At 38.0% G+C, this 17,505-nt stretch carries 11 protein-coding genes; 10 read left to right on the forward strand and 1 reads right to left on the reverse strand.

Annotation, left to right across the window (positions count from 1 at the left end):
* Positions 1–70 precede the first annotated feature (70 nt).
* Together ACZ45G_RS13630 and ACZ45G_RS13635 are read left to right on the forward strand one after the other, a co-directional pair.
* Complete coding sequence (locus tag ACZ45G_RS13630; protein ID WP_464178985.1) at positions 71–721, forward strand: hypothetical protein; 651 nt, start codon at positions 71–73, stop codon at positions 719–721.
* 601 nt (positions 722–1,322) lie between these two features.
* Positions 1,323–4,121, forward strand: a complete 2,799-nt coding sequence (locus ACZ45G_RS13635) for a PAS domain-containing hybrid sensor histidine kinase/response regulator (RefSeq protein ID WP_464178988.1) — start codon at positions 1,323–1,325, stop codon at positions 4,119–4,121.
* Positions 4,122–4,460: 339 nt separating this feature from the next.
* Here ACZ45G_RS13635 and ACZ45G_RS13640 read toward each other — a convergent pair whose 3' ends face one another.
* Positions 4,461–4,721 carry a PilZ domain-containing protein gene (locus ACZ45G_RS13640; RefSeq protein WP_464178990.1) on the reverse strand — a complete coding sequence of 87 codons (261 nt, stop codon included), beginning with the start codon at positions 4,719–4,721 and terminating at the stop codon, positions 4,461–4,463.
* 1,486 nt (positions 4,722–6,207) lie between these two features.
* On the opposite strand from ACZ45G_RS13640, the gene ACZ45G_RS13645 reads away from it, so the two are divergent.
* The 8 genes from ACZ45G_RS13645 (at position 6,208) to ACZ45G_RS13680 (ending at position 16,835) form a co-directional block, all read left to right on the forward strand.
* Positions 6,208–7,704, forward strand: a complete 1,497-nt coding sequence (locus tag ACZ45G_RS13645) for a BCCT family transporter (RefSeq protein WP_464178992.1) — start codon at positions 6,208–6,210, stop codon at positions 7,702–7,704.
* Positions 7,705–8,103: 399 nt separating this feature from the next.
* Positions 8,104–9,192 (forward strand): hypothetical protein, encoded by a 1,089-nt coding sequence (locus ACZ45G_RS13650; protein WP_464178994.1) that lies wholly within the window; start codon positions 8,104–8,106, stop codon positions 9,190–9,192.
* A 790-nt stretch (positions 9,193–9,982) separates the two neighbouring features.
* Positions 9,983–10,918, forward strand: a complete 936-nt coding sequence (locus tag ACZ45G_RS13655; protein ID WP_464178996.1) for an HD-GYP domain-containing protein — start codon at positions 9,983–9,985, stop codon at positions 10,916–10,918.
* 974 nt (positions 10,919–11,892) lie between these two features.
* Positions 11,893–13,104 (forward strand): EAL and HDOD domain-containing protein, encoded by a 1,212-nt coding sequence (locus tag ACZ45G_RS13660; RefSeq protein ID WP_464178999.1) that lies wholly within the window; start codon positions 11,893–11,895, stop codon positions 13,102–13,104.
* 500 nt (positions 13,105–13,604) lie between these two features.
* The gene (locus ACZ45G_RS13665) at positions 13,605–14,006 is read left to right on the forward strand and encodes a (deoxy)nucleoside triphosphate pyrophosphohydrolase (RefSeq protein ID WP_464179001.1); all 402 of its coding nucleotides are present in this window, start codon (positions 13,605–13,607) and stop codon (positions 14,004–14,006) included.
* 18 nt (positions 14,007–14,024) lie between these two features.
* On the forward strand, positions 14,025–14,252 hold the full coding sequence (locus ACZ45G_RS13670) for a hypothetical protein (RefSeq protein WP_464179003.1): 228 nt from the start codon (positions 14,025–14,027) through the stop codon (positions 14,250–14,252).
* A 770-nt stretch (positions 14,253–15,022) separates the two neighbouring features.
* Positions 15,023–15,556 carry a V4R domain-containing protein gene (locus tag ACZ45G_RS13675; RefSeq protein WP_464179005.1) on the forward strand — a complete coding sequence of 178 codons (534 nt, stop codon included), beginning with the start codon at positions 15,023–15,025 and terminating at the stop codon, positions 15,554–15,556.
* On the forward strand, positions 15,543–16,835 hold the full coding sequence (locus ACZ45G_RS13680) for a sensor domain-containing diguanylate cyclase (protein WP_464179008.1): 1,293 nt from the start codon (positions 15,543–15,545) through the stop codon (positions 16,833–16,835). Before ACZ45G_RS13675 ends, ACZ45G_RS13680 begins: the two co-directional genes overlap by 14 nt.
* Positions 16,836–17,505: the final 670 nt, after the last annotated feature.

Below are 17,505 nucleotides of genomic sequence, written 5' to 3' on the forward strand. Positions count from 1 at the left end.
TGCTGACAACCGCTCAATTACTTGTCAGCTTATTTAAGGCAACGTATATGATTTTTTCGGAAAAAACAAAATGAATGAAACGAACAACAAATATACTATTCAAATAGTCATTGCCATAATTGGATTGATAGGTGTGCTCGGTAGTGCTTTGTTTGCCAACTGGGACAAGATATTTTCAGAGAATCAAATATCAAACGAAATACAGACAAATAATCCCAAAGATGCTGTCAGCAATACTCAAGCGATAGGAAACGAGGTGGTTAATTTAGAAAATGAACGCCAAGAAATTAAGCAGCCACATTCCGCAAATGAACTACCTGAGTATGATCAGACTATGATAAACAAAAAACGCATTTATGCTGCATTAAAGGGTATCCCAACATTTGATCCTGATATACATTCTGATGGGTGTGGCTTTATTACATCCTCTAACTACAGCAAATTAGAACCCTTACAATCTAAGTTTGGTTCCACTATGCCTTGGCGTGAATGCTGCGTTAAATACGACCAAGCTTATTACTATGGTGGTAGTACAAAAGATAGAAAAGAGGCTGATAAAGTGTTCAATGAATGTATAGAAAAAAAAGTGGGTAAAGAGTATACAGCACTTATTCTTGAATTGATGGAAAAGCCTTATGTTGAAGGCAACACCATTACATTCCCCTCTCGTCAGTCTTGGGGCTATGGAGAGTATTTTGTTACCCCAGGGGCACAGCCATGATGAGACCTAACACCAACAAACCTAACTGGCAAAATCATCCGACCTCCATCGTCGGCAGGTGATTTAAGCGTTAAATTCATTTATATTTTCTGACAATTTTAATCAAACGCATCCTTCAATATTCAACTCTTTAATATAAAAAATTGAGTTTTCCGATTTTTCCGACTCAACAATTAGTATCCGATTGTGGAGTATTCAACGCTTGGAATAGTTTAGGATACCAGAACAATACATCATTAAAATTTTAGTGGGAGTCGCTTTCCCATGATGCAAGTACGGTTGAGTTTCCGGCTTGCAAAAAAAATGAAAATGCCTGTCAAATGTATCTCCAATTTAGTTGAATGTGATTTTGGTTTTTTTGATTTTAATTTTCCCCATATAGTATAATTTCAAATCAGAAACTGAAAAATCCATCCATACCATATCTTGTATCAGAGCAAATCTTGAAAAGCCCGAACTGGTGAAAGAAGCGCTCGGTAATTTGTCGAATTTGACTCGTGACTATTGATACCATAAATCAGGAGCAAAAGAAATTCTTTGCATTGTAGGATTTTTGAATGTAAATTGAAATAAATTTCTATTTACTATATTTAAGGCTACCATGAGAAAAATTTCTTTAATTGTGATAACTTTAATTGGTATTATTTTCTTATTAGGAATTGACCGATGGCAGGTGAACTCCTGGCGAGAAGAGATGACAAACGAACTGGCTGTTACTGCAAAATTCTATAAGAATCGTTTGGAGCATTCCATTATACCAAGACTTAATGCTGTTGAAACTATTGTGGCATTGTTTGCCATGTATCCTGATACAAAATTTAAAGAATTTGCAGAGTTTTCCAATCATATTATAAATACGAATCGCACTATCCGAACGCTTCAATTTGCTGACTCAAAAACTTTGATAACCTATACATTCCCAGTAAAAGGCAATAAAACTATAATCAATAAACCCTTGAACTTAATTGAAGATCCTAAGCGAGGACCCTTTGTAAAAAAAGCAATAGCTCAAAAATATGCATCGGTTCAAGGACCTTTTGCTCTACGAGAGGGAGGTTCAGGGATTGTCGTCCGATCACCAATATTTATTCAAAGCAAATTCATAGGACTGGCAATAGGTGTTTATGATGTCTCAACGCTTATCGAAGAAGCTTTTTCTGAAATAGAGTTGCATCGATTTTCTTTCCGTTTGACAGACAGCAAAGAATGGGTCTTTTACGGACAAGATAATGAGTTTGATGCCTTACAAGAAAAAAAAATTCAAGTAGGGGATACCCACTGGACTATGGCTATCGGCCGAGTTAAAGGATCGACGTCTCCTCCCATATCAAACCGAGTGCTCATATGGGGTTGTGGATTAGGGTTCCTCCTTTTAATATTAACATTAATTCAAAAATCGGTGACACAAAAAACTCATCTCGAACAGAAAGTGGAGGAAAGAACAAAAAACCTTGCTAAATCAAACAAATCTCTTCTATCAGAGATTAGTCAAAGAAAAAGCATCGAATTAGTTTTAAAGGATAGTGAAAAACGATTCAGAAAAATGATTGAGAAGTCGCCTCTCCCAATGGTTATAACCGATATAAATCAAGACATTTCTTTCTTCAATGATAAATTTACAGAATTGTTTGGTTATACGTCAAAGGATGTATCAACAGCAGAAAAATGGTGGGAGATGGCCTACCCAGACAAGACCTATCGAGATAGGGTTCAACAGTCTTGGGCAAATGCGATTGAATACGCAGAAAAGAATAATACCGATATCGCAATGCAAATATGGGATTTGACTATAAAGGATAGAACAAGACGTACGTGTGAATTTTATATGGTGCCTTTAGGTGATGTCGGGCTAATAGTCATGAATGATATCACAGAGAAAAAGAAGAATGAGATAAATCTAAAACGTCAGGCTTTAGCCATGGATAATTCTTCGGATACAATCGTAATCACAGATACTACTGGAATCATAAATTATGTTAACCCTGCTTTTCAAAAAATCACTGGTTATGAAAATGCAGAGGTTCTTGGGAAGGATCTTCGTGTATTAAAAAGCGGTGCCCACAACACACAATTTTATGAAGAATTATGGAATACAATATCAGGAGGTAACATCTGGTCAGGACAATTAATCAATAAAAAAAAGGATGGTTCTGAATATACAGAAGAGGTCACAATATCTCCAGTATTCTCAAAAGAGGGAGAGATCATAAATTATGTGGCGGTAAAAAGGGATATAAGTGATAGATTGAAACTTGAATCAAAGCTTCGGCAGTCACAAAAAATGGAATCCATAGGTACTCTTGCTGGAGGCATTGCCCACGATTTTAATAATATAATGGCTATTATTCTTGGAAACACGGAGCTGGCTTTAGATGATGTCCCAAAATGGAATTCTGCTCATGCCAGCCTTGAAGAGATTAAAATAGCCAGTTTCAGGGCAAAAAATATTGTGAAGCAGCTTTTAAGTTTCAGTCGTAAAACCGACCAGAAACTGCAACCCATTCAAATTGCTTCAGTCATTAAAGATGCACTCAAGTTTTTGCGGTCAACGATTCCAACCACCATAAATATTCACCGGGATATTATAGCCACTGAAGAAATGATTCTTGCCGACCCGACCCAGATCAACCAGATTATAATGAACCTGTGCATCAATGCTTCCCACGCCATGGAACAAACCGGCGGAGATCTTAACGTCACTGTTGAAAAGGTAGTTTTGGACTATAATTCAGCCAGAGACTATCCTGGTTTGAAAAGCGGCAATCATATCAAGATAATGATAAGCGATACAGGCCCGGGCATAGATACTGAGATCATCAATCAAATTTTTGATCCCTATTTTACAACCAAGGAAGTCGGCAAAGGTTCCGGTATGGGGTTGGCCGTGGTGCACGGCATTGTCAAGAGCCATAGAGGAGCCATTGCCGTTGACAGCAGCCAGGGTAAAGGCACTAAATTCAGCATACTTTTTCCTTTGGCTACAGAAAAACCAATGGTTGAAGCCCAGACTACTCAGGATATTCCCAGGGGAAGTGAGACCATATTATTTGTGGATGATGAAATATCCATTACAAAAATGGTGCAAAGGATGTTTGAGCGTCTGGGATACAAAATTGAAACAGCCACAACACCGCAAGATGCTTTGGAGCGATTCAGCTTAAACCCTGATCATTTCGATCTTGTCATAACTGACATGACAATGCCCCAGATGACGGGTGTTAAATTATCTGAAAAACTGATGGACATTAGAAAAGATATTCCCATCATCGTCTGTACAGGTCACAGTAACCTTGTTGATGAAGAAAAGGCTAAAGAACTGGGTTTGGCAGCCTATGTCATGAAACCAATAGACATGCAGGAAACAGCACAGACTATTCGAAAAGTGCTGGATAAAAAGTAAAGTTATGTCCAAGAATAATAGTTAAAGCTTTTGCCCTTCAAACTTTTTAGCAATTGCATAATAACTGGAGCATTCTTTTGATTTTTAAATTAAAACCTAATTCAATATCTTGTGGTGGAATGGGTTTAATTTCTGAATACTCAGATTATACTATATGAACCGCAGGCATCATCTACAGCCATTCTTCCAGATTCCAGTTAATAATATATCAAAAACATTTTCGCCGATTCTGAACAATTATTTTTCGGGTTTGAACTGTTGGAAAGTGTATCTCAAATATCAGGACTCCTTATTTCTGGGGATAAGTGGTGGCCCCTCGGCCCTACCATTTTAGAATTATCAATGATTATTTGTTGATAATTCGATCCCATATTTGTAAAGACCGTTAGCTCTATCATTGGTTGACGAATATCGTTTTCCCCATCTGACTATTCCGCTGTAACTTTGTTTTTTTATAGAGGTGGGAACATTGGTGTCACAATTTTTTACCTCAACATAGACGGATTCCCCTAAAACTAATTTTTCATTGGTCCTCAGGGATAGACCTTTATTACAATAATCAATCATCTCTGCGTCATAACGGTTGTCTTTATTATCCATACGGTATAGGTCCATCGGAGACGTAATTATATATCTTTGATCTCTTCTTTTTTCCGAGGAAGGTCCCATAAGCAAATCCTTATTACAGTCTTTTGTGGGTAATAGATTATACTTCAGTTAGCCGAATAAACATAAAAGATCAAGCGAAAATGTACCAAACACAACGTCGTGTGCGCCTATCAACAATAAAGATTAATGCTTATATAGAGCACATTTTAGCAGATTCTTGAAACATAATTTCCGGGGCCTGAACCAAAATCCGGTTAAGTCCAATATAACGTAATGGAAGATTTGGGAATTTTATTTTGGTTTTTCTCATATATTTCAATTATCATATTTCTGAAAATATTCAAATTTTATCACACTGGTCACCACACTAAAATTATACGAAAATCGTAAAATATAGAATCATAATATATTTTGTGGGTATGTATATTTTTTCTCGATTGCATGAATTTATTGTAACAATAACACATTTATTCCATAGGAAAAAAAACACTTTAAATGGCTGTAAATATAATCAAATATGACGTTCAGATATCAAAAGGACAGGAACGTTTTTTGCAAGCATTATGATAAAAAAGCTTAATCCTCCTTTGGGCCAATATTGTTCATTCGCCAATCCATAATGAAAGATAGATGTAGATATTATAGACCTCTTAAAACGTTCGAGTTCATTTCAATTTCAAAAGTAGCCAAAACGATGATAAATGTCCAATTGTTATTTAACGGAGCTGTCATGTTGGATCGTCTAATACAAAAACATAAAAATAAATTTTTAAATAGTTCCCATTACCCCAACCCAAGCCGGCCACCAGACAATTTCATCCTAATTGATCAACACGGTATTGTATTGTCCACCAAAGACGAAATTGTTGATCGGGGTGTTTGTGTGTTCGCCTATCTGGATTTGCGCTGCTACAAGAGGGTCCAGACTGCAATTAAGATCGGAAATGCCGATACCCCTACTATTATTAATGTTCAGTATAACTTACATGGAGTTCCTTATGATTCTGAAATCCATATCTTGAAACATAGCGAACGATATCTTGGGATAATTTGGAGGACCCCTAATCTTATTGCCTTTAACCCGAGAAAACAGAAAAATTTAATTCAAATGGACCAAAGGCATCATAATAAAAATTCTTACAGATTTAGGTGTATATATAACATTTTAGCCGATTCTGGAAAAATATTTTCCGAGGCTTGGAGTAAAATCTGTTCTAATAAAAGGTAATGGAATGTTAATTAATTTGGAGATGTATTTTCCCATATAATTAAATCTTTCTTTGCTTTGCACATCTATTATGTATTACCGGCTGGGCCATGGCGAAACCGATAATTGTTATAATAGTTTAGCTGGTGGTTTTGAAATTTTAATGGTAAAATTTGTTATACCGATTTAATAATTAGTCCGTTGAATAGAAATAATTATGGATGTAAATACCCGAACCTAAGGGGTCGGGGGAAATTTTGAGGGGCTTGTGTGTTTAAAAATCCACTTTTAGCTGTTGCAGTTGCGATGACTATCGGGGTGGCTATCTGGGGCATAGTTGACACTCAGGGACTTACCAGTTTTGCCGCCAATTATGTAGAGATCGCTTTTCGAAGCCGTGGCTGGTTTATCATGCTGACAGCAAGCATCATGCTCATCTCGAGTATCGCACTTGCTGTTTCAAAATACGGGAAGGTGGTGCTGGGAAAAGAGGGCGAATCACCTGAATTTTCGACAACCAGTTGGATGGCTATGATGTTTGCGGCCGGCATGGGCGTTGGACTTTTATTTTACGGTGCGGCCGAGCCGATATCCCATTACCTGGCCATCAGCCGAAATGGTGTGGACCCTGGAAAAGCTGCCTCCATGGCCATGTTCCTCACCGATTTCCATTGGGGACTCCACGCCTGGGCGATTTACGGTTTAACAGCTCTGGTGATCGCTTATTTTGGATTTTGCCGGGGGACTCCCCAGTTGATCAGTGCGCCCCTTGTAAGTGTTTTTGGTGACAGGCCATTGCCAAGGCGTATCGGATGGTTGATGGATCTTCTTTCCATTTATGCCATTGCAATCGGCTTGGCCGGTTCTGTTGCCATGGGTGTGTTCCAGGTTCAGGACGGCATAGCGGCTCTGTTTAAAATTGATATGGCGGGTATGCGATACTCGCTGATCATTTTTGGTATTTTATTTGTCGTATACATGGTACCGCTGACAATGGATTTGAGCAAAGGAATGGCGTTGCTTTCAAATATTGCTGTAGGTCTCGCCGTATGCCTGATGGTCTATCTGCTGTTAGTCGGGCCAACGTCTTTTCTAATGAACGGCATCGTTGAGGCGATCGGGCAGTATTTTACGCAAGTTATCCCCCATGGGTTTATGACGTATACCTTCTTTGATGAGGACGTCAGGGCTTGGTTCAGTGCCTGGTCCCTAAACTACATGGTCTGGTGGCTGGCCTGGGCACCTTTTGTGGGGGTTTTTATTGCCAGGATTTCCCGTGGCCGTACCATTCGAGAGTTCATTGCCGGTGTATTGCTTGCCCCCACGGTTTTTTCAATTTTCTGGTTCGGTATTTTCGGTGGTCTGGCATTTTACCAGGGAGCAGCCTCCAAAATCGATCCGGTAGTCGTTGAAACCAGAATAAATCAAACAACCTTTCTTCTTCTGGATACACTCCCGCTTTCGACGATTACCATTATCGTGACCATCATCGCTGCCTTTTTGTTTATTGTCACCAGCGTGGTCAGCGCCGCTTATGTGCTCTCCATGTTTTCCGAGGGTGGTTCTCAAAATCCGGCTGTTAAAATAAAACTGATCTGGGGGGGTATTCTCGGGGCATTAGGACTTGCCATGATTCTTTCCAACAGCGTGGATGCCGTACGCCAGATAATTGCCATGAGCGCTGGGCCGTTTGTATTTATTGTTCTGGTGTTGGTGGTTTGCCTGGTAAAGGCACTCAAAGAGGATATAGGTGAAGTAGATGGATAAATTGATTGATACGCTGCTCAATATTAGTGTTTTTATCTTTATCGGCCTGATGCTGTGGCTGTTGTTTAAAAAAGATAAAACATGAGTTCAAAATTCAATTATATCAATTAAAATTGATCAAAGGAGCAAGCTCTCAGATTAAACTTATCAATATAAAAAAACACAGCAACCGGTTAGTTTACATATTCCCCAGGTTGCCTACTCCAACACCCTTGTTAAAATAATTCTACGCAATGCTGGCGTGTTAAATGACGATCAAAGCCAAGGTGGCCCAAACGGTTGTCTCTTCCGGTCATCAGGATTTTAAAAAAATCTGCTTGCGAATAACTTGATATATGATATTGAAAATCAGACACCAAGCCAATAATCTCAATAGCAGAACAGCAAGGCTATCCTTCCTTGACAAATATTATGAGCAAACCGGATATGACTGCCCCCCCTAAACAAAAATCAATAAGATTCAAGCCGCTTGCACCGACCGGAGATGCATATGTTGACGATTGTTTCTCCATTCAATTTGCCGATGGCAAGGATGACCGGGCCTGGTCGCAGATTGAAGGCCTGAAAGATGTTCCCGGACTTGTGAAGCAAAATAGGTTAGAAGATGCCTGGTCTATTCTGGATGCAAATAAGGATGCGTTTCTTGATTTTGATTTTATCTATGCCTGGAAAGCCACCATTTTTCAAAAAAACGGGCAGAATGATGCGGCACGGAAAACGTTGGTATCCGGGCTAAAGCGTTCAATAAATAAATTTCTTTTATACGAGAGATTCGGGTTTTTAGAATATGAAACAGGAAATTTGAACCAGGCTGTAAAATGGTGGATTAAAAGTATTGTTGCCATGGTCGGCATAAACGCTGTGACCATGTGGGAACCATTTATTTACCTTGCTTATGTTGCAGGTACTTGTGGCAGTGAAAACCGTTTCAAGATCTTAATGGCCCAGGTGGCAAAAATTTCTGTCCATGGAGAACTCAGCCTTGAAAAGGATGCAGTTAAAAAACTTCAGGAAAAATCATCAACTCTGTCCGTCAAATCCGTGCTCAAGGCCATTGACTGCCTGTGTGATAATTTCATCACAGCTCCGGGGATCCCAAAAACAGGGACACCGCCCCCCTCATTTCTGGCTGACGTTACTTCTTCAAAAGGGAATACCGATATTTTCCAGAAAAAGGGGAAATATCCATGGCTGGTCTATCTTGCAGTGGGAGGTTTGATACTGGTTTTTCTTTTTTTCTTTTTTTCAAGGCAATCAAAAACTGATCCTGTCGTTCCGGAACCCATTAAAGCACCTACAATCAAAACAACCATCACTGCCCCTGAGAAAGAAACAAATCCGGCCATGCCTGAAAAGGCAACTGTAATTGAAGCCCAAAAAGAACCGAATATTGAACAAGAAACTGATCCAGTCCAGCATAAAGAAAAGTATCCTTATCTTAAGCGGAAGACTAAAACACCCAATCCTGTTATCAAAAGAAAAGAATAATCACGGCGGCTTATCGTCCGACAATCTATGGGGTCATGATCCCCACTAATATGAGCGGCAGCTCCTTTGATTATTTCTATGATTTTTCTACCTTAATGCCTGATTTAAAGGCTCCTGCCGATAAAACCCTCCGGGAAAGGCCGCTGGCAACATCAATCAGCGACCAGGGCGCATGGATGAATTGGAATGGCATACAAAGAGTGAGGATTCAACAGTGGAGCTGGCGGAACTTTTGAATACCTACTCTTTGTGCCATGCCGGTTCTGGAATAGACCCCGCCTCAATATAGAGCCTTACGGCGTTTGAGTTCTTAAAATAAATAGTGGGTGATTAGGTTTGGTTGCTGAGAAGGATGATTTTATTTTTGGATCAAAATTGATTAATAAAAATCCTTTCGGATGTGGGGGAGAAGGTAAATTTTAGGCAAAAAAAGGGGAGCCCGTTAAGACGCCCCTCGCCCGAAGACATCATGAAGGTTTTGGAAGGAAATTGTGGGTGTTTTGCTTAAACTTTTTCTCCAATATAAGGTAATGGACTCTTGATGAATTTAATTCTTCCCATTCCCATATAATTGATTTTTAAGTCCAAGGGTAGAAAAACTGTCTATACCAGATGTGGTATTTGGGAAAATCTCAAAAAACTCGGACTGGTCAAAAAACTATTGGTTTCTATTTCTTGATTGATAACTTCATAAACTTTTGATATTAGCTGAATATTATTTTTTATAAGAATAGGGCTGACCTCTCAAGTGATAAATTCATCGTATATTCAATTGATAAGTAGAAATTCCATGGTTGATAAAATTAAAAAAACATCAGGTCTAATACCAGTAAAAAAATCACATATCGAATTTTATAATAAATTCCCTTTATATTATATTTCAAAAGATGGAGAAGCAGTATTATTTAAAAAAGGTGGAGATGAAATTAAAGAAGGCATACTTGAGAAGGAAATGCCTTCAAGATTTTTTATTCGAGAAGAGGATGAAAACTCTGTTACCAATACTTTACTGTCTGTACTCAATATAAAAATGGCAAAAGCCATATCGTCAAAAGGAATAAAGACTATAAAACAATGTCTTTGCCAAATTGTTGAAGAAGCTTTGGAGAACCCTCTTGAAGGAATTCTATCGACTCTACCGGAAACAATAGAAATCTTGTTTTATAATGCAAAAAAGACCCCAGAGCTATTAGATGCCTTGACTTCAATAAACAGCAATAGCCCAAAAATCATTGAACACTCTGTAAATGTATTAACTCTAACTGCTCAATATTGCTTTTTTAAAAAATATTCTGATGATGAACTTAGAAAATTTGGCCTTTGTGCCCTCCTACATGATGTAGGCACTTCCTATATTGATAAAAAAATAATTGAAAAAAATGATCAGCTTACAGAAGAAGAATTTAAAGAACTTAAAACTCATACTACCAGAGGTTATAAAAAAATCAAATCTCATTCAGTTTTTGATAAATCTGTAGCAATGACCGCCCTTGAACACCATGAATTATTAGATGGCAGCGGATATCCCAGTGGGACAAAAAATATTTCATTTGAAGCACAGGTTATAGGCCTTATTGATAGCTACGAACCGCTTAAGTATAGCAACAAATCTTTTCGAGAAGCATTGACCCCCTATAACGCATTGCAAATTATAAAAAAGGATGTACTTCAAGGAAAGTACAACAAACAAGTATTTATTGATTTATGTTCTTGTTGGATTAAATAGATTTAATCTATCTATATTGGTTTTCAGATAGAAATAAACTGCCCTCACTGGTATTTTAAAGACTCAGTCCAGACAAAATTTGGAAACCCCAACATATGGTATCTGGCCTTTTTTAAACTTTGAATTTTGGATTCAATTATATGAGCCAAGAACGGCATTGTAAGCCATTATTGCGTATTCCTGTATATAATATATACATCACATTTTGGCAGATTCTTGGAAACTGTTTTCCCGGGCCTGGACCAAAATCCTGTTACTCTCCAATTATAGGTTAGTGGGGGTTTGATTTTTTTGACTTTGCTTCCGGCTATATATTGTAATTTCAAATCTGAAACTGAAAAATCCATCCATACCATATCTTGTATCAGCACAAATCTCAAAAAACCCGGACTGGTAAAAGAAGCGCTCGGTAAATTATCGAATTTGCCTCGTTAGCTTTTCCGGTATTCACAAGATAGAATTGTCCCATTATACTATTTTTTTTCAACCCATTTAAAGTCTCCCCCTTTTGCGATTGTCCCTTTTTTGCGACAAACCGCAAAAAATATTAAAATAAATATATAAATTCAGTTGGTTAGAAAATATTACCCACAAATATGCTCCATGTTTTTAAAGTTATTTCGCAAAATTAAGAAAATATGACTTATGTAACAGACTGAAATACAAGCATTTTTACTTTTTTATTGCTGGCACAAAACTTGTAATATCTATACCTAAAATTAAATAAATATTTTAATTCTTTAATAAAGGAGAACTAAAAATGGAGCAGATCATCACAGTTATCAAAGACGGCAAAAAGACCACACGAATACCGGAATAAAAAATTTAGGGCAGCCTTAACACCTTATGATGCACTACAAATAATTAAAACCGATGTTCTTCAGGGAAAGTACAATAAACAGGTATTTGTTGACTTGTGCTCCTGTTTGATAAAGTAATTGGCGAATAAAAATAGTAATTTGAGGAGATTATTGATGGAAGTATTTGTAGCCAGACAACCTATTTTTGATTTACAAAAGAAAATTTTTGGATATGAACTTTTATTCCGACAAGGTTTGGAAAACACATTTCCAAATATTGATGGGGACGTTGCAACATCAAATGTTTTATCTAATACATTCTTCTCATTTGAACTAATAGAAATTTTGGGTAATAAACCGGGTTTAGTCAATTTTACAAAAAACTTGATTCTACAAAAAATACCACTGTCACTTCCCCAAGAACATATAATTGTTGAGGTTTTAGAAGATGTAGAACCTGATGACGAAATTATTTCTGCCTTAAAAGAATTCAAAGAACACGGACTTGATATCGCTTTGGATGATTTTATTTATCATGAAAAATTTAAACCATTGATTGAATTATGTAAGATTATTAAATTTGATTTAATCGAAACACCTTTGAATAGTCTCGTTGATATTGTAAAAAACATAAAAGCAAAATATGATATCATGCTCCTTGCAGAAAAAGTTGAAACATACGAGGAATACCAAAAAGCAAAGGAAATGGGATTTACATTGTTCCAGGGCTATTTTTTCTGCAAACCTGAAATTCTTTCCAAAAAATCAATCACTTCGAATCAGATTTCAAAATTAAGGTTAATTGAAGAAGTCAACCGAAATGAACTTGATTTAAAAAAAATAGAAGCTTTCATAAAAAAAGATGTCTCCGCATCATATAAACTTTTGAAATTTATCAATTCAGCTTATTTCAAGAGGGCGAATCCTATTGGAACTGTCAAAGATGCAATGGCGTATCTTGGAACAGAAGAGCTTCGAAAATTTATCAATGTTGTTATTATTTCAGATTTATCTGAAGCAAAACCCAATGAACTGATAAGAAATTCTTTAATACGAGGTAGAATGTGCGAGCGTTGCGGGTCAATTTTAAAAACTGATTTTTCAACTGAAGAGTTATTTACTTTGGGGCTTTTTTCAAGCATGGATGCCATTTTGGATCGTGACATGGAAAATATTTTAGATAATATTTCTTTGGCTGAAAAAATGAGTAAAGCACTTCTTGGAAAGGATAAAAAGTTTAGTAAAATATTGGAAATAGTAACCAAATTTGAAAGAGGCGATTGGGAAAGTAATTTATTTGATTCTATCTCTGGCACAGCGTTTGAATCAAACCTTCCAAAATTCTATTTTGATTCTGTAAAAATGGCGAATTCCTTTTTTAATTGATTTTAAATGGATCAATCAAATTTCAAAAAAAGACTGTCGTTTTAGATGGTTAAAAAACGATTATATTGTTTATTTATATGGGGCCTCGGCTGAAAACTAACGGAGTGAACTGGTATTTTAAAGACTCAGTTCAGACAAACTTTGGGCACCCCCACATATGTAGTATATGACACTTTTTCAGGTTTGAGTTTTTGATTCAACTATATAACCCTCAACCCCTGTCACAAGCCAATCTTTCACTATATATTTTATAATATATTTCGTTGAAAACAAAATCGACCGCCCTGGTCATCATACCTTAATAGCTCCAGTCAGGGCCTGATAGACCCCATGGTAAATGTCGTGATCGAGCTCCCCGGAATTGATCAGCCGCCAGTGTCCCAATTTTCTTTGTTGGGGTGCCGGTTGTTTGCCATTTTTAGGCCTTAAAGAAAGTTGATCAAATGAATCATAATTCCCTGCTTTACAATCTTTGTGTATGTTGCTACAGGTCTGACACAATGAATATAGAATATACATTACAGGATGTCGTCGGAGGCATAGTTTATAGTGGTGGTCTTGTATTGATGGCTCAACGGTCGTGTGAGGCTTTGGATGGCAAATGGGAGTTCCCGGGCGGTAAGGTTGAAATCGGAGAATCCCATCAAGAGGCCCTGAGAAGAGAACTGATGGAGGAGCTTGATGTGGATACTAATGTCCTCGGATTGGTCTCTTCCAACAAGTTTAAGGTCAAAGGCAAACCATATGAACTATATTGTTATCAAGTTGAGATTATCAATGGTAAACCATTTGCCAAGGAACATCACCGTGTATCTTGGGTGCCGATTAATAAACTCTTGGAATTGGACTTAGCACCAGTAGATATACCAATAGCAGAGGAGGTCTGTAGGCATGATTGGTGAAATAGAAGGTGAGGGTTTATGACAAGGACCAGACGGTCAGGCGGCTTAGTATATGAGCTTACAGACACATTGACAAAAGACAAGGCCAAGGGCATAAATCTCGCCCAGGTGGTTCAACGGCTATACCAAATCGAGACTGCCAGGATTGTGGGACCGATTGTATCCGGGGGAACCCACTCGGTTGTAATTACTGGGGACCGAAAGATCGGGACGGTTGCGATCCTGACCCGTGGGGCGGTACAATGAGCTATGAGTTCTACGAACGCATGACCCAGGCGGAGAAACACCAGGAATCACCCAGATAAAAATTGAATAACTTCATAACATCCGATTTTTTATCAAGCTCCCGGCAACCACTGCCCTGTATCCCCTTAATAGATTATGCCAGGGCTCGATAAACCTCATGGTAAGTGTCGGGGTCGGGTTGCGGCCCTATACTACTAACGGTATAGGGTCCGGCTTAACATCAATAATATGGGGCCTCACAGCCGCACAGGCTGGGGAGATCAATATTGCCAGGTCTCCCCCTATCGTTTGCCAGAAGGCATCTTGGGTCTCAACTTATTCTCCAATCAAGTTGAATGGAATTTCTATAAATTCCAATTTTTTAATTCCCATATAATTGATTTTAAAATTGGAAACTGAAAAATTTGTTTATACCAGATGTGGTGTTCAGAAGAATTTTCAAAAAGAGAGCCTTACACGTTATAGTTCCCACTCGGGTCTTGAAGCATAATCCCCGATATTTGTTTTGGTAGTCCTCAACCAATTTGAGTTTTTACTCTTCCGCTTTTATACCATTATTGCGCAGGAGTAAATTTGATCAAATTAATATTTTTTTGCAATCTACGAATTTTTGATGTAACATTTCTTTTGGGTTTTTTGTAGATACTATTCGAATTGTTAAACCTTTGAATAACAAAGATTAATACCAAAATTCATGACTTTGATAGCGTTGTAAAAAATCTTATTTTTTGCGAGTCCATAAAATTTAACAACTGAAGAAGGAACCAATCATGCAGGATATTTATGACTTTAAATGGGAAGACTTGGGCGACCTCTCTGCGGGGCGCCCAAATTTGGGATCTGAAACATCTGTTGTAGCCTATCGGCTCATGCAGTATACGTTCAAAGATGCTTTTTCCAAAGTACTTGGCAAACAAAAGACCGTTGAATTGTTTGTTAAAGCCGGTCTTCTTGCCGGTCAGGAGTTTTGCAAGAACGTTCTTGACACGTCACTGCCATTTAGCAAATTCATAGCGGCTTTGAAAGAAAAACTCATATTACTGAAAATTGGCATTTTAATGATCGAAAAATCGGATGAAAAAAAACTTCAATTCGTCTTAACGGTGTCAGAAGATCTTGATTGCTCAGGGTTGCCAATATTTGGAGAGTCTGTTTGTGATTACGATGAGGGCTTTATTGCAGGTATTTTTGAAGAATATACCGGTAAAAAGTTTACAGCCAAGGAAGTTGATTGTTGGGCAACCGGTGACAGAACATGCCGATTTGAAGTAAAACCAATTGAGGATTTAAATGGACCATCGTGAGATTTTAGAAGAGATAGATACCTGCCTGAAAAAGGCTATCGGGCATGGACTTGGAAAAAAGGGCCTTATTTTTCCAATAGATCCGATTACGGTTGAGGATGAGGAACTCAGGGCTATTTGTAATCGGTTCGCAACAACCTTCGACATGATTAATGAATCGTATCAATATTCCGAACGGTTGGCCCAAGGGGATCTCAAAGCCAAATCATCTCGCAATAATATTTTTTCAATGCCACTTAAAGGATTACAAGCAAGTTTGGCGCATATGACATGGCAGGCCAGGCAGGTTGCGGAAGGTGACTTGAACCAGCAGGTACATTTTCTGGGTGAGTTTTCATACTCGTTTAACTGCATGATTCTGTCTTTGCGTGAAAAAGAAATCATAAAACAACGGTTGAAACAGATAACCGATGTGTTGGGTGAGGGTGTTTTTCTTGTTGATTCTGACGGGAAGATTATTTTTGCAAATCCTGAGGCAATGCGTCTGCTTGGATATAGCTTTGATGAAATTGAAGGGAGTCTTATTCATGAAGTGATCTATAAACAACAACCGGATGGCACTCTATACAAGTCTGGGGAAAATCCATTCTTCAATGCCATCGCATCGGGAAATGATTACAATAACGATGATGGCGTCTTTACCTGTAAATCTGGCTTATTGATGCCCATAAGCTTTGTTTGCAGGGCTGTTTTTAAAAATGAAATACGGGATGGAGCCGTCATTGCATTCCGAGATATTACCGTGCAGAAAAAAAATTTGCAATCCCTTGAGGGCATCAATGAACTGCTGGAAAAACAGGCCACCACAGATGCACTCACTGGAATATTTAATCGAATGAAGTTCAACCAGACATTAACAAATGAGATAAAAAGAGCGGAACGTTACAAGGCCCCCCTGTCACTGATTCTTTTTGATATTGATTATTTTAAACAGGTCAACGATCGGTACGGGCATCTATCTGGTGACACTGTTTTAAAGCATCTTGCCAGGCTGGTGGCAGCTAATTTGCGTGAAATAGACATCTTTGCACGCTGGGGGGGGGAAGAGTTTGTAATCCAGGCACCGGAAACTTCTCTTGATTGTGCCATAAAATTAGCCGAGAAGTTGCGAAATAAAATTGAAAGTTATGATTTTCCAGAACCCCCAAAAGTCACCGTAAGCTTCGGTGTTACAACCTTTCGAAGCAGCGATAATAATATCACCTTGGTAAATCGGGCAGATGAAGCGTTATACCGTGCAAAAAAAGGGGGTCGAAATCAAGTCGCATATCAATCTTAAAATAAATTATTTGCAAAATATCCGGAAAAACTGCATCAAAAAAATCTGCTAAGTTTGTAAAGGACCTCAATGATCAAAAATTCAAAAATTCTTAACGAGAATAACACAAAAGACCGTTACTCCATTTCCCATATGAATTTTGAATTTTCATTCTCGAAACATTTTAAAACAAGGTAAATTGAGCCCCCTCAACGTGCGATTATATTGTCTATTATTATGGGGTAAGGCCCTTTATTGAAAAGGCGTTGATTTCTTTTGGCAGTAGTGACTGCAATCAAAACCCGACCGGAGGGTACTTGTATTCATAGAGTTCAGTCCTGGCAATATTTTGGAACCACTATATGTGGTATCTTATGCTTTTCCAGAATAGAACTTTCCATTCAAATATATAAGCCGCAGGCCGGATTCTTGGCCGTTCTTCCAGAGTGTTTTTTATAATATAAAAAATTGAGTTTTTCCGATTTTCCCGACTCAACAATTAGTATCCCAGTCATGAGTATTCGGAGCCTGGAATAGTTTAGGATACCAATCCAATTGTGAAATCTTTGAATGAAGTTATAGAGAACAGCCCGGATCAAGCCAGGGCTGTAAGGTTGTTTATCATATGTTCTTGCAAAAAATTAATTTATGAGGGCCTCAATCATTTTAATCTTTCAACGCAGATCCAATC

The organism is Desulfoconvexum algidum, from assembly GCF_055382125.1.